This is a genomic window from Streptomyces rimosus subsp. rimosus (assembly GCF_000720725.1).
In the GTDB taxonomy this organism is placed as follows: domain Bacteria; phylum Actinomycetota; class Actinomycetes; order Streptomycetales; family Streptomycetaceae; genus Streptomyces; species Streptomyces rimosus_A.
Genome location: NZ_JOCQ01000015.1, coordinates 107996 through 121169, shown reverse-complemented (window position 1 = coordinate 121169; position 13174 = coordinate 107996). Strand labels below are relative to the sequence as shown.

Below are 13174 nucleotides of genomic sequence, written 5' to 3'. Positions count from 1 at the left end.
CCCCTGCCCTCCCCCGCCGCCTCCACCACCCGGCACGCCTCCTGGATGCGCGCCTCCAAACAGGAGCTGGGCCCGGAGTTCGTGGAGTCACTGGCCCGCGGCCTGCTCACGCTCACCGCGTTCGGCACCGGCCGCGCCGAACTGCCGCTGACCGCCGTGGCCGAGGCCACCGGGCTCGCCCGGGCCACCGCCCGGCGCGCCCTGATCACCCTGGAACACCTCGGCTACCTCACCACGGACGGGCGCCTCTTCCGCCCCACGCCGAAGGTGCTCGACCTGGGCTTCGCCCCGCTGTCGGGCCTCACACTGCCCGAGATCGCCCAGCCCCACCTGGCGACACTGGTGGAGCAGGTGCACGACTCCGCTTCGATGGCGGTGCTGTCCGGTACGGACATCCAGTACGTGGCGCGGGTCCCCACCGTACGGATCATGAGCGTCAACATCACCGTGGGCACCCGCTTCCCGGCCTACCCGACCTCCATGGGCCGGGTCCTGCTCGCGGGCCTGCCACCGGCCGAACGCACGGCACACCTCGCCCGCGCCGTCCTCACCCCGCTCACCCAGCACACGGTCACCTCCCCCGAACGCCTCACGGCCCTGCTGGAGCAGGCCGGCGAGGACGGTTACGCCCTGGTGGACGAGGAGTTGGAGGAGGGCCTGCGCTCGATCGCCGTCCCCGTCCGCGACCGCGACGCCCGCGTCGTCGCCGCCGTCAACATCTCCACCCACGCGGGCCGCCGCTCCCCCACCGAGGACCGCGACGCCTTCCTGCCCCCGCTGCGGGCAGCCGCGGCGCGTATTGAGGCGGATCTGCGGACGGCGGGGCGGTACCTGCGGGTGCCCCTTGCCTAGGACATGAGGGAGCCCCGCCGCTCCGGTACCGGAGTGGCGGGGCTTGTGGGCCGTTCAGACGGGTTGCATCAGACGGCTGCCCGCCGGGCGAACTCAACCAGCCCGGCGAAGGCGGTGGGGTGCAGCGTCAGGACCGGGCCGTTCGGGTCCTTGCTGTCACGAACGGGGACCAGGCCGCGAGAGGCGACGAGGTTGGTGGCGACCTCTATGCAGTCGCCGCCGTTGTTGCTGTATGAAGACTTGACCCAACGGGGGAATTCGGTCGTCACTGGAAGCCCTTTCGAAGCTCTTCGAGCATGGCCGTGGACGCAGCCTGGGAGAGCGCTTCGGCCTGCACCTGATGGTATGCCGTCAGCACGGGCACCACGGAGGTACTCTCCCGGTCCAGGTTTCCTTGCACCTGCGATTCGGCGTAGCAGATCAAGTAACGGTCCTGCCGCGTCAAGATGTTGACGGGCACGTCAAACGTGCGGTGCTCCCCCACCTCGTACGGCGCCACCTGCTACAGCGGGTGCCGCTCGCCTAGGACATGAGGGAGCCCCGCCGCTCCGGTACAGGAGTGGCGGGGCTTGTGGGCCGTTCAGACGGGTTGCATCAGACGGCTGCCCGCCGGGCGAACTCGACCAGCCCGGCGAAGGCGGCGGGGTGCAGCGTCAGGACCGGGCCGTTCGGGTCCTTGCTGTCACGAACGGGGACCAAGCCGCGAGAGGCGACGAGGTTGGTGGCGACCTCTATGCACTGGCCGCCGTTACCGCTGTACGAAGACTTGACCCATCGGGGGGATTCGGTCGTCACTGGAAGCCCTTTCGAAGCTCTTCGAGCATGGCCGTGGACGCAGCCTGGGAGAGCGCTTCGGCCTGCAGCTGATGGTATGCCTTCAGTATGAGCGTGACTGACGCGCCATCGCGTTCCAGATGCCCCCGCTGCGCCGACTCGGCATAGGACATGATCGAGCGGTCGGCCATGGTCAACACGGTTACGGGCAGGCTGAACGGCCGTCGTGCACCCATGCTGAAGGGGGCGACCTGGAGGACCGTGTTCGGCATCTCCGCGAACTTCAGCAGACGGGCGAACTGGTCATCCATGACCGCGGCGTCCCCCATCGGCCGACGGACGCAGCTCTCGTCGAGGACCGCATGGAGCAGAGGGGACGGGGTGCGGACCAACGCGCCTTGCCTGCGAGACACAAGTGCCACCCGTTCCTGGGCCTGTTCGGCCGTAGTCATTTCTCGCCGTACGGCATCCGCCTCCAGCGTTGCTGCGTACTCCGCCGTTTGAAGCAAACCCGGGATGACACCCACCTCGTAGAGCCGTACCTCAACCGCCCGCCCCTCATACGCGACGTACTCCGGGAACCCTTCCAACAGGCTCCCGTGCCGCACCTCGCGGAACTCGCTTTCGAACGTGTCCGCCTTGCCCTCAAGTCCGAACGCCCTGTCCGCACTGCGCGAAAAGCGCAGGGTCGAAGGTTTGCGACCAGTTTCGACCGCCGAAATGTGCACGCTGGAGTACCCCATGCGCTCGGCCAGGCTGTCCTGTGTCCAGCCGCGCGCCTCTCGCGCACCGCGTAGACGCGCCCCGAAGGCGGCTTGGGGGCTACTCTCCGGCTCCAACTCCTTGCGATTCAAGGGCGATCACCGACCTTCCATGCCGAATTGACAGGTTGAAGGGTGCTCGGCATTGGGCCACGCTGATGCTGCCCGGTAGTGCAACCGCTACGAAGAGGGGCGGGCCTGCCCCAGGACCACTCACATCCGCCCCCCGCCACCCCGATATGACGCTGACCAGCACGCGACGCTCAACACGTGACCCGTCCGCCGGAACTGCCGCGGCTGAACGGCGTATTGGTCCGGCCGTACACCCTCTCTGCCAAACGTCCGAAGACCACCGAAGACACGGCCCAGTACGCGCCTGCCGTCGCGTCTTCCGACACCTCAGGAACGGTGACCCCAAGTGAACAACCCGAATCCCATCCCGAGTTCCAGCCCCAGCCGGGTAACCCTCACCCGGCTCATGCGCTCAAGCGGGCACGACGGCATGCTCCTCATGCGCACCAGTGGCGGCAACGAGACCGCCCGCGACCTCTCCCGGCCCGAAGGTGCGACCATGGCAACTCCCGCCCCCGCCCCCGCGCCGACCTCCATGGAAGTCCAGATCACCGGCATCCGGAAGCACTCCGTCGAGTGCATCACCGAACAGGACGACGGCGCGATGTGCGGCGCGCGTTCCGCCTGTTGGGACAATCCCATGCAGGCGAACGCGTGGATTCGCGCCCACGCGGGCGAGAAGGGCCACACGAAGTTCGTGAAGCTCATGGAAGAGCCCGTCAACGCCTTCTCGAAGGGCGCCGGAGGGCCGAGGTGAGAGCCGACGGTCCGGTAGTGGCTGCTGCGCCTCCGATACCGCAGGTAGTTCCGCTGCGCGAGGCTTGGATGGTGCCGCTCGCGGGGTGCCACCACTGACATGATCGATGGCATGAAGGTACTTGTGATCGGGGCGACCGGAACGGTCGGCAGTGCTGTCGTTCGCGCGCTGGAGGCTGCTCATCAGGTCGTGGAGGCTTCGCGCAGAGGCCCGGTGACGGTGGATCTGGAAGATCCTTCCTCTATGGATGCGCTCTTCGACGAGGTGCCGGACCTTGACGCGGTGGTGTGCTGTGCTGCCAACGGTCCACTGGTGGACTTGGCGTCGGTGACGGATGACGCGTTCTCTGCGGGAGTGCAAGGCAAGCTTCTGGGACAGGTTGCCCTGGCCCGACGAGCCGTGCATCACCTCCGGGACGGCGGCTCCGTCACGCTGACCGGAGGCACCTTCTCCGCTCCGCTGGCCGGTGGGTCGCTGGGGGCCCTTATCAATGCCGGCCTGGAGGGCTTCGTCCGCAACGCGGCCGGTGAGTTGCCGCGGAATCTGCGTATCAATCTCATCAGCCCGGGGTGGATCAAGGAGACCCTGGAAAGCCTGGGCATGGACTCGACCGACGGCACTCCCGTCTCGGAGGTGGCCCGCGCGTATGCAGAGGCCGTGGAAGGCAGCGCCCAGGGCCTGACCATACGCCCGTAACCGGAGACCGGTCCGCCGCCCGCGAGGGAGGCGGACCGTCAAGGCGGGACCGCAGCACGGATCATTCTGCGCAGGCCGGTGGGGGCGGCTCCGAGGCCTCCTCCGCCTCGGCGAGCTCGGCCTCCAGCTCCTGATCTCCGGAGTGCGGCCCGATCTCCGCAGTGCCGTCGGCCTCGCGGCCGAGCACGGTGCGGCGAAAGCCGCGGATGCGCGCCATCACCCCCAGGGCGCCGGCCCGGCGCCGTTCGACCATGCCACCAGCCGCTCGCCGTCGAAGCAGCGGATGCCGCAGGTGGCGGCGTAGTCGGCGGCCGGTTCGGTGAAGGTGCTCGTGGTGACGACGGCGGCGACCTCGGCCTCGTGCACCGTGAAGCAGGTGCCGCCGAAACGCTGTACGTCCTGGGAGCCGACCTTGTGCGTCTCGCCGTACCGCTTGCACTGGATGATGATCCGCCGGCCGTCGGACGCGGTGGCCAGCACATCCGCGCCGAGGTCCCCCGCGCCACCGACCACCTGGACGTCCCGGCAGCCGTCCCGTTCGCAGAGGCGGGCTATCGCCTGCTCGAAGCCGTCCGCGTCGAGAGCGAGGAAGTCCTCGACGCGCCAGGGCGCCGCGTCGGCCGCCACGGCCACGGTCACCTCGTCGGCCTCCGGGGCCGGGGCGGCCGCCGCCATCGCCGCCACCTGCGCCTCCGCCTCGGCCTTCCCCGCCCGCGCCGCCCGCCGCAACTCGCGCAGCCGCGGCATGCCGCGGACCGCCACCACGGCCAGCGCCAGGAGGAGCGGGAGGACGACGGCGCCCACGCCGAGGGCCGGGCCCGGGTGCGCCACCGCCCATCGGGCCGTTTCCCGTACGGCGAGATATCCGCCGCAGAGCAGGACACCGACCACGGCCAGCACGAACAGCGTCCGCCGCATCGGGTACGTACGGGAACCGGTGGTGGAACCGGCGCGGGCACCGGAACGGGCACCGGGGCCGGGTGAGGCGCCGTCAACTCTCCATGGTGCGGCCACAGGCGGTGCTCCTTCACTTCCGCGGGACGGATACGGCTGCGCTGATCACCTCCTGCCCCACGGAACCCGATCCATGATCATCCTTGGGTCGCCGCCGCCTCCGCCCGGGCCCGGCCCACGCCGCGCCCGGCACCGCGGCGGGCCACCGGCACCAGCGCGACGCTCACCGCGCCGACGAGCCCGGCCAGCGCGAACACGACGAATCCGAGGCGGTCATCACCGCTCGCGGCCAGTGTCCCGCCGAGCCAGGGGCCGGCGACCGCGCCCGTACGGCCGATGCCGGTGACCCAGCCGAGACCGGTCGCGCGGCCGGCGGGCGGGTACACACGGTCGGCCGCCGCGTACACCATGGCCTGCGCGCTGAACAGCCAGACGCCGGTGACCGCCACGACCGCGTACGTCAGCCCGAGCGGCAGCCGCGCGCTCAGCAGCAGCGCTCCGGCGGCGGTGAGCAGGAACCAGACGGCCGAGACGCGGACCGGGCCGAAGCGGTCGGCGGTGCGGCCGGCCACCAGCATGCCGACGATGCCGCCCGCGTTGATGACCATCAGGAAGCTGACCGAGGACGTGAGGCCGTAGCCCGAGGCGCGCATCATCTGCGGCAGCCACGTACTGATCCCGTAGACGAGCATCAGGCCGCAGAAGGAGGCGGCCCACAGGAGGGGCGTCGCCCGGCGTGTGCCGGGGCCGAACAGGCCGAGGACCGCGCCGAGGCGTCCCTTCGCGCCGGCGGACGGTGCGTCGGCCGCGACCGGGCGCGCCATGCCGTAACGGTCGGCGACGGCATGTACCTCCGCGGCCCGGCCGCGCGTGAGCAGTACGGCCGGGGACTCCGGCAGCAGTCGCAGCAGCAGGGGCGCGGCGATGACCGCGGGCAGCACGCCGGCCCAGAACACCCAGCGCCAGCCGAGCGCCGGAGCGAGCGTCAGCCCGAGGCCCGTCGCGAACATGCCGCCCGCGTGGTACGAGGTCATGAGCAGCCCGGTGGCCAGCGCGGCCCGGCGCGGCGGGGCGAACTCCATCACCAGCGACAGGCAGATGGGCATCAGCCCGCCGAGCCCGAGCCCGGCCAGGAACCGTCCGCCGCCGAAGAGCGCCGGCTCCCCCGCCACCGCGCACACCGCCGATCCGGCGGAGAACATCAGCACGCTGGCGACCAGTACGGGCCGCCGCCCGAGCCAGTCCGTCAGCGTGCCGGCGCCGAGCGCGCCGAGCAGCATCCCGAAGGTGGTCCAGCTGCCGATGCGGCCGGCCGCGCCGGGCGTCAGGCCGAGCCCGGGGTCGTCGAGCATGTGCGGCAGGACGGCGCCGTAGACGTTGACGTCCATCCCGTCGAAGAAGACGGCGAGCCAGCACAGGGCCAGTACGGGCGCCACGGAGCGGAGGGTGTGGGAGCGCGGAGGGGGCGGTGTCGCAGGCATGGGATCGGTCCTCGGGTCACCAGGCCGGAACGGCCCGCTTGTTCGCGTGGTTCGCAAGGTGAACTTAGGTTCACGCAACGAGTGCCACGGATCATCACCCCGCCCCGGGACCCTGTCAATGCTTCGCGCGTGCGCTCCCCGCGCCCCGCCGCCGCCGATTCCACCGGTCCCGCCCCACCGCACCGGCCGCCGCCCCCACGATGATCAGCACCGCCGCGAGCGCGGCCAGCGAGGTCAGCGGGCCGCCGCCGGTGGCGGGCAGGGCGGGGCGTCCGCCCGGCGGGGAGGCGGGCCCCGCCCCCGTACGACGATCGGGCCCCGGCGCCAGGACCACCGCCTCCGGAAGGCAGTCGCCGGGGGTGGAGCACCGAATCGTCCCGTCGTACGGCACCATCGCATTGCCGGTCGGCACGGCGGCCACCGCGGCCGACGGCCGGTCATCGGGCGGCGCGGCAGCGTAGGCACCGCCGAAAGAGCCGCCCACCAGGACCAGGAGCGCAGCGATCAGCAGCGCGACGGGGCCGCCGGGGCGCGGATGCCGCGGCGCACAGCAGGGAAGTGCGTACACGGCGTTCTCCTGACGGGCGGTGATATCCGGATCGCTGCCAGCACTGTGCAGCAAACCCACCGGGCGCACGCCGCCGCTCGCGGCCCGCCACCGCCCCGATCACCCGTATTCAGCACACCCGGCGCGCCCGGGCGCGGGCGAAGGCCAGGACGAGCAGCACCGCCAGGCACAGCGCGGCGACGACGCAGGCGAAGTACTGCACGGCAGTGAGAAGGCCGGCCGTCGCGGCGAGGAAGCCGACGCCGATGACGGGCAGGCCGACACCGAGGTACACGATCACGTAGAAGCTGGAGAGCACATCGGCCCGGCGTTCGGCCGGGGCCGCCTGGTTCACCGCGGTCAGTCCGCCCAGGAAGACCAGACCCTGGCCGATGCCGCCGAGCACGGTCGCGGCGAGCAGCAGTGGCAGCGAGGCGAGGCCGCCCGCGAGGGCGAGCAGCACCAGCCCGGCGGCCAGCAGCGGGAGACCGGCGAGCTCCAGGGTTCGCGCCGGCCTGCCGTAGCCGATGAGCTGGGCGAGGGCGGAGCAGGCCAGCATCAGGGCCACGGCCGCGCCGCCCAGGAGCAGATTGCCGCTCCCCGAGAGAGTGGCGACGTAGGTGGGGACGAGGGTCAGGAACAGCCCGATCACGGCGAACGCGAGGAAGCAGGCCGTCCCGCTGGTCGCGAACACCGCCCGCACGGCGTGCGGAATCCCCGGCCGACGGGGACGCCACCGCTTGCCGGAGCGAGCCGCGGGCAGCGCGAGGACGGCCGCCGCCGCGGGTATCAGCAAGGCGATCTCGATCGCGTAGGGCAGGACGTACGGCGCCGGGGCGTACTGGGCGAGCAGACCGGCCAGAACGGGGCCGAGCCCCAGGCCGCCCACGGAAGCCACGGTGGAGACCAGCGCCGCCTTGCGGCGGTTGCCGTCCGGTTCGAGCTCCGTGAGCGCCGCGGTGAGCGATCCCGAAGCCGCTCCGACGGCGAGGCCTTGCAGCATTCGGGCGGCGAACAGCCAGCCCGTACCGTCGGCGAGGGCGAAGACCAGCGACCCCAGTACGGCCACGGCCACCGCCGGCAGCAGCACCCAGCGATGGCCGACCGCGTCCGAGGCCGGACCGGCGAGCAGCAGACAGGGGATCAGCACGGCCACGTACGCGGCGAAGACCAGCGTGACGACCAGCGGCGAGAACCCGAAGCGCGCCTCATAGCCCCGGTACAGCGGCGTCGGCAGATTCGTGCCGACCAGCAGGGTCAGCAGCGCGTACGCGGTGCCCCAGAATCGCCATCTCCCTCCAGGCGCGGGGCGCCGGCCCGGAACCGCTTTCGACGAGCCGGAATACCCGGCGGCCCGGCGTGCGTCGCGTGGTGGCCGGCCATCAGCTTCCACGGTGCGGCGATCGAGCGACATCCGTTCCTCCCCAAGCATCATGTTCGGAGTCGCCGAACATAGCAGATGTTCGAGAACCCCGAACATGCTTGGGTATCCTGCAGCCATGGCCAGCCGCACCGCGACCGAACTCGTCCACCCCGCCCGCGACCATCTGCGGTTCACCACCGTGCTGGCCGCCCTCGGCGACCCGGTCCGGCTGGCGATCGTCGCCCGCCTCGCCGACGCCGGGCCCGACGGGGAACTGGCGTGCACGACGTTCGCGCTGCCGGTCAGCAAGTCCACGCAGAGCGGCCACTTCAAGGCCCTGCGGGAAGCCGGCGTGATCCGCCAACGCGACGAGGGCACCCGGCGGCTGAACCGACTGCGCCGGGACGACCTCGACGCCCGCTTCCCCGGGCTGCTCGACCTCGCCGTCCCGCAAGGGCGCGAGATCATCGCCGGCTGGTGACCGGCACCTTCGCCTACTCGGGGAGGTGCCTCCCCCGCCCCCACAACTCCTCGGCGTGTTCGGCGAACCGGTCGAACATTCCGCCGTCCCCCTGCTTGCGCAAATGCAGCAGCGGCGCGTCGTGCCCCACCAGGCGGGCGAGGTGCGGCGTCACGAAGGCGTCGTCGTCGAAGCGGAACACCGAGAGTCCCACGTGATAAACGGCGTCTTCTGGTGCGCTGAACCGGACCTCCAGACCCTCCACCGGCCCCATACGGTCCAGCTGCTCCAGCGTGGTCCGAATCCGCGTGGAGACCGTCAGCGTCACATTCTCCGAACGCTCCCGCCCCTGGGTGATTTCCCCCTCCGGATCACCGATCAGAAACCGCACCCGGCACCCCGCCCCGGCCTTGCGCCGCAGCGTTTCGGAGAACGCCGGCACCTGCGACCACAGGAAGTAATTCGTGTACCCCGCGAAGAACAGCTCCCTGCTCGCGCCCCTGATCAGCTCGCCCCACACGTCGGAAGGACAAGCGGAACGGTACGGATAACTGTGCACCAATTCCCGGTCGTGCCCACTCTTGACGCGTTCCTTGACCGCCTGCGGCCAGATCATCTCTTCACCCACTCCCAACGCCCGACAGGCGTCCTCGCGGTTTCTTGCATGGGGTGTCAGTTCCGCGTCGGCCAGCCATCTCTCGACCGTCTTGCCGGTGACGCCGACGCGTACGGCAAGGCGCCGGGGGCTCAGCCCGGCACTTGTCATAGCCGAGCGCAAAGCAGTGTTCAAGACCCCTCCCCGAGACGTTTGGGCCTTCTCGCGAACGTAACGCTTCGACGGCCCAACTGTCCCTGAGCAGGCACGGATTCGTCCTTAAGGGTGTTCCACCCTCTTCGGCATGAGCAATCCGACGCGGCACTCCACCGCTCCGATCGTCCTGCCGCTACCGCTGGAGACGGACCCCGCTCCCGTCGACGGCTGCGCAGGCTGCGCCGAACTCGTCAACGTCCGGGAGCGGGCGCGCTCCGGCGGCGACCTGGCCACCGTGACCGACTGCAACGTCTACCTGCGACGCCACCCGGAGGGGCACCGGTGAGCATTCGCTTCGTCTACCGGTACGTGACTCACACCATCCGGCACGCACCGGAAGGCGGCTTCTCCTACGAGTCCTTCTGCACCGCCGCTGGATGCGACGCCGAGTCCGGCCCGCAAGAGGACCAGGACGCTGCCCAGCAGTGGGCCCTGCGCCACAGCGGCCGGACCGGCCATGACCTTTTCCGGCGTGTGGCGTCCGACCATGCTCGGGTGACCCGGGGCGAGTAACCGCCTGCACGGGGCGGCACCCGGTGCGCCGCCCCTCCCCCGCTCCTCAGTGCCGCCACCGCCGCTTCGCGTACGTATACAGCCGGGTCTTCATGTCGACCGGAGGCAGAAATTCGACCCAGCGTTCGGGGTATTCGGCAGGGGGTGGGGTGTCGTCGTCCTCGGTGCCGTCGTCCTCGTCCTCTTCGTCGTCCGGGTCCGGGGCGTCGTCCGCGGCGGCGCCGCCCAGCCCCACAGCAGCCAGCGCCGACCGCTGGGCCGCGGCCACCTCGCGGGCGCGGCGTTCCTTTTCGGCGCGGCCCGCGGCGGTGGCGACCGAGGGCCAGACCCGGTCGAGGGCGGCGTTCATGGCGGCGCCCACCAGGACCGCGAAGGCGGAGACGCCGATCCACAGGAGGACGGCGACCGGTGCGGCCAGGGAGCCGTAGATGGTGGGGCCCTCGACGGTCTGGGTGAGGTAGACGCGCAGCAGGAGGCTGCCCAGTACCCACATGGCGAGGGCGACGACCGCGCCGGGGATGTCCTCGCGCCAGGGTGAGCGGACGGGCACGGACACGTGGTAGAGGGTGGTGAGGAACGCGACGGAGAGGATGAGGACGACGGGCCAGTACAGGATGCGGATGGCGGTCCCGCTCGCCGGCATCCAGCTGACGACGGTGTCCGGGCCGACCACCATCAGCGGCAGCGCCACCGCGCCGACGACCAGTGCGGCCAGGTAGAGCACGAAGGCCAGCAGCCGGGTGCGGACGATGCCGCGGCGCCCGTCCAGGCCGTACATGATGGTGATGGTGTCGACGAAGACGTTGACGGCGCGGGAGCCGGACCACAGCGCGATGGCGAAGCCGAGGGAGATGACGTCCGGGCGGCGGCCGGTGAAGATGTCGTCGAGCAGCGGCCGGGCGATCTCGTTGACGCCCTTGCTGGAGAGCAGCGTGTCGGACGCGCTGAGGATGTTCTCGCGGATGTGGTCGATGGTCTCCTGGCCGATCCAGGGCTCCATGTAGCCGAGCAGGCCGATGAAGCCGAGGAGCAGCGGCGGCAGCGACAGCAGGCAGAAGAACGCGGCCTCGGCGGCGAGCCCGGTGACGCGGTACTCCATGCAGGAGTTGACGGTGTCCTTCAGCAGCAGCCAGGCGAGGCGGCGTTTGGAGACGTTCCGATACAGGACCCGGGCCCTGTGCAGACGGCCGGACGGCCGCTGCGCTGCTTCTTTCACTGGCTGCACCTCCTTACCGTAGCTGCCATGGCAGCCACCACTCATACGGTCACGAACCAGCCTCCGCCGCTGGTCGGGTACGACGTCTTCACCGCCGACACGGCGCTCGCCGAGGGCGTCGAGCGGCATCTCCCGCCCGCTCTCCGGGAGGAGGTGCGGGGCGAGCTGAGCGAGCTGGGCCGCGCGGCGGGCTCGGCGCACGCGCAGCGCTGGGGTGCGCTGGCCGACGGCAATCCACCCGTCCTGCGTACCCACGACCGCTACGGCCACCGGGTGGACGAGGTGGACTTCCACCCGGCGTGGCACCGCCTGCTCGGGCACGCCGTCTCGTCCGGGCTCACCGACGCCTGGTCGCGGCCGGCCGGGCATGTGCGGCGCACGGCCGGGTTCCTGGTGTGGACGCAGGCCGAGGCGGGTCACGGCTGCCCGCTGTCGATGACGCATGCGGCCGTGCCGGCGCTGCGGGCCGAGCCCGAGCTGGCCGCCGAGTGGGAGCCGCTGCTGACCTCGCGGGTGTACGAGGCGGAGCTGCGGCCGGCGGCGGAGAAGCCGGGTGCGCTGGCCGGGATGGCGATGACGGAGAAGCAGGGCGGGAGTGACGTACGGGCGGCGACGACCGTTGCCGAGCCGCTGTCCGCCGATGGGGAGTATGTGCTGACCGGGCACAAGTGGTTCTGTTCGGCGCCGATGTCGGACGCGTTCCTGGTGCTGGCGCGGACGCCGGGGGGCGTGGGCGGAGGCACGGGCGGGGACAGGCCCACCTGTTTCCTGCTGCCGCGGGTGCTGCCGGACGGCAGCCGCAACTCCTTCCGCATCCAGCGGCTGAAGGACAAACTGGGCAACCGCTCGAACGCGTCGGCCGAGGTCGAGTTCGACGGCACGACCTGGGCCCGGCGGGTCGGCGAGGAGGGGCGCGGGATCGCGACGATCATCGAGATGGTCGCGGCGACCCGCCTGGACTGCGTGACCGGCTCGGCGGCGGTGATGCGGCAGGCGGTGGCGCAGGCGCTGCACCACACCGCGTACCGGCAGGCGTTCGGCAGGCCGCTGGCGGAGCAGCCGCTGATGCGCAACGTCCTGGCGGACCTGGCGCTGGAGTCCGAGGCGGCGACGGCGCTGGCGCTGCGGCTGGCGGCGGCGTACGACGCGGACACCGAGCAGGAGCGCGCGTTCCTGCGGATGGCGGTCCCGGCGGCCAAGTACTGGGTGACCAAACGCTGCACCCCGGTGGCCGCCGAGGCGCTGGAGTGCCTGGGCGGCAACGGCTACGTGGAGGAGTCCGGCATGCCGCGGCTGCTGCGCGAGTCGCCGCTGAACTCCGTCTGGGAGGGATCCGGCAACATCCAGGCCCTGGACGTGGTGCGGGCGCTGCGCCGCGAACCGGCGGGGCTGCACGCGTTCCTGACGGAGATCGGTACGGCACGGGGCGCCGACCACCGGCTGGACGGCGCGATCAAGGAGCTGCTCACCGAACTGGCCGATCTGGAGGGTATCGAGGCCCGCGCCCGGCGCCTGGCGGAGCGGATGGCGCTGGTGCTGCAAGGTTCGCTGCTGGTCCGGTACGCACCGGCCGAGGTCGCCGACGCGTTCTGCGCCTCGCGCCTGGGCACCGACCACGGGGCCTCGTTCGGCACCCTGCCGCCCACGCTCGACCTGCGCGCCGTCGTGGCACGGGCGCGGCCGGTGGTGGAGGACGGGGCGGGCGGCTGAAAAGTGCGGTGGCGGGCCCCGTTCCCTGAAGAGGGGGGTGGGGTCCGAGGCCCGCCACCGCGTTTGCGGGGAGCGGTGCCGCGCCGACCCGGCACCGCTCCCCGGACTCGGACCGGCTCTCAGAGCCGGCCCTCAGGGCCTGTTCCCGCCCGTGCGCGCGGCGCCTCGGCCGCCGCGGCGAAGTCCGCGGCGGCGGCCGCCGGAAGG

Annotated in this window: 17 protein-coding genes and 1 pseudogene; 7 read left to right on the top strand and 11 right to left on the bottom strand. The window is 71.6% G+C overall.

What is annotated here, in order from left to right; translation table 11 throughout:
- On the top strand, positions 1–852 hold an 852-nt coding region (locus IH45_RS0111070; RefSeq protein WP_030665294.1), incomplete at its 5' end, for an IclR family transcriptional regulator domain-containing protein.
- A gap of 68 nt (positions 853–920) precedes the next feature.
- On the opposite strand, the gene IH45_RS0111065 is transcribed toward IH45_RS0111070, so the two are convergent.
- The 4 genes and pseudogenes from IH45_RS0111065 to IH45_RS0111050 all read right to left on the bottom strand — a co-directional run bounded on the left by IH45_RS0111065 (position 921) and on the right by IH45_RS0111050 (position 2480).
- On the bottom strand, positions 921–1121 hold the full coding sequence (locus IH45_RS0111065; RefSeq protein ID WP_030665291.1) for a DUF397 domain-containing protein: 201 nt from the start codon (positions 1119–1121) through the stop codon (positions 921–923).
- Positions 1118–1354, bottom strand: a pseudogene (locus IH45_RS0111060) (Scr1 family TA system antitoxin-like transcriptional regulator); the annotation flags it as partial. The pseudogene IH45_RS0111060 and the gene IH45_RS0111065, both read right to left, overlap by 4 nt.
- A gap of 92 nt (positions 1355–1446) precedes the next feature.
- Positions 1447–1647, bottom strand: a complete 201-nt coding sequence (locus IH45_RS0111055; protein ID WP_030665287.1) for a DUF397 domain-containing protein — start codon at positions 1645–1647, stop codon at positions 1447–1449.
- Positions 1644–2480, bottom strand: a complete 837-nt coding sequence (locus IH45_RS0111050) for a helix-turn-helix domain-containing protein (protein WP_030665285.1) — start codon at positions 2478–2480, stop codon at positions 1644–1646. The genes IH45_RS0111055 and IH45_RS0111050 overlap by 4 nt, the downstream gene beginning before the upstream one ends.
- Positions 2481–2865: 385 nt before the next feature.
- Between IH45_RS0111050 and IH45_RS1000000146370 the strand changes: the two genes are divergently transcribed.
- Both IH45_RS1000000146370 and IH45_RS0111040 read left to right on the top strand, forming a co-directional pair.
- The gene (locus IH45_RS1000000146370; RefSeq protein WP_234440499.1) at positions 2866–3216 is read left to right on the top strand and encodes a DUF7848 domain-containing protein; all 351 of its coding nucleotides are present in this window, start codon (positions 2866–2868) and stop codon (positions 3214–3216) included.
- A 111-nt stretch (positions 3217–3327) separates the two neighbouring features.
- Positions 3328–3912 carry a short chain dehydrogenase gene (locus IH45_RS0111040; protein WP_030665281.1) on the top strand — a complete coding sequence of 195 codons (585 nt, stop codon included), beginning with the start codon at positions 3328–3330 and terminating at the stop codon, positions 3910–3912.
- Between the two features lie 61 nt (positions 3913–3973).
- Here the strand turns inward: IH45_RS0111040 and IH45_RS0111035 are convergent, their stop codons facing one another.
- The 5 genes from IH45_RS0111035 to IH45_RS0111015 all read right to left on the bottom strand — a co-directional run bounded on the left by IH45_RS0111035 (position 3974) and on the right by IH45_RS0111015 (position 8308).
- Positions 3974–4129, bottom strand: a complete 156-nt coding sequence (locus IH45_RS0111035) for a hypothetical protein (protein ID WP_158813006.1) — start codon at positions 4127–4129, stop codon at positions 3974–3976.
- Complete coding sequence (locus IH45_RS0111030; RefSeq protein WP_030665277.1) at positions 4129–4830, bottom strand: restriction endonuclease; 702 nt, start codon at positions 4828–4830, stop codon at positions 4129–4131. The genes IH45_RS0111035 and IH45_RS0111030 overlap by 1 nt, the downstream gene beginning before the upstream one ends.
- Before the next feature lie 173 nt (positions 4831–5003).
- Positions 5004–6347 carry an MFS transporter gene (locus IH45_RS0111025; protein ID WP_050514720.1) on the bottom strand — a complete coding sequence of 448 codons (1344 nt, stop codon included), beginning with the start codon at positions 6345–6347 and terminating at the stop codon, positions 5004–5006.
- Between the two features lie 115 nt (positions 6348–6462).
- On the bottom strand, positions 6463–6915 hold the full coding sequence (locus tag IH45_RS0111020; protein ID WP_030665273.1) for a hypothetical protein: 453 nt from the start codon (positions 6913–6915) through the stop codon (positions 6463–6465).
- Between the two features lie 109 nt (positions 6916–7024).
- Positions 7025–8308: an MFS transporter gene (locus IH45_RS0111015; protein WP_050514719.1), complete on the bottom strand. Its 1284-nt coding sequence runs from the start codon at positions 8306–8308 to the stop codon at positions 7025–7027.
- Between the two features lie 85 nt (positions 8309–8393).
- On the opposite strand from IH45_RS0111015, the gene IH45_RS0111010 reads away from it, so the two are divergent.
- Complete coding sequence (locus IH45_RS0111010; protein WP_032917158.1) at positions 8394–8738, top strand: ArsR/SmtB family transcription factor; 345 nt, start codon at positions 8394–8396, stop codon at positions 8736–8738.
- 13 nt (positions 8739–8751) lie between these two features.
- Here the strand turns inward: IH45_RS0111010 and IH45_RS01000000143455 are convergent, their stop codons facing one another.
- A complete protein-coding gene (locus IH45_RS01000000143455; RefSeq protein WP_030665267.1) occupies positions 8752–9507 on the bottom strand; it encodes a hypothetical protein in 756 nt (251 codons plus the stop codon).
- A gap of 109 nt (positions 9508–9616) precedes the next feature.
- Between IH45_RS01000000143455 and IH45_RS0111000 the strand changes: the two genes are divergently transcribed.
- Together IH45_RS0111000 and IH45_RS0110995 are read left to right on the top strand one after the other, a co-directional pair.
- Positions 9617–9814 (top strand): hypothetical protein, encoded by a 198-nt coding sequence (locus IH45_RS0111000; RefSeq protein WP_030665265.1) that lies wholly within the window; start codon positions 9617–9619, stop codon positions 9812–9814.
- Complete coding sequence (locus IH45_RS0110995; RefSeq protein ID WP_030665262.1) at positions 9811–10041, top strand: DUF7848 domain-containing protein; 231 nt, start codon at positions 9811–9813, stop codon at positions 10039–10041. Before IH45_RS0111000 ends, IH45_RS0110995 begins: the two co-directional genes overlap by 4 nt.
- Before the next feature lie 46 nt (positions 10042–10087).
- On the opposite strand, the gene IH45_RS0110990 is transcribed toward IH45_RS0110995, so the two are convergent.
- Positions 10088–11266 carry a YihY/virulence factor BrkB family protein gene (locus IH45_RS0110990; RefSeq protein WP_032917156.1) on the bottom strand — a complete coding sequence of 393 codons (1179 nt, stop codon included), beginning with the start codon at positions 11264–11266 and terminating at the stop codon, positions 10088–10090.
- 18 nt (positions 11267–11284) lie between these two features.
- On the opposite strand from IH45_RS0110990, the gene IH45_RS0110985 reads away from it, so the two are divergent.
- Positions 11285–12967, top strand: coding sequence for an acyl-CoA dehydrogenase family protein (locus IH45_RS0110985; RefSeq protein ID WP_030665256.1), 1683 nt, complete (start codon positions 11285–11287; stop codon positions 12965–12967).
- Positions 12968–13174 lie beyond the last annotated feature (207 nt).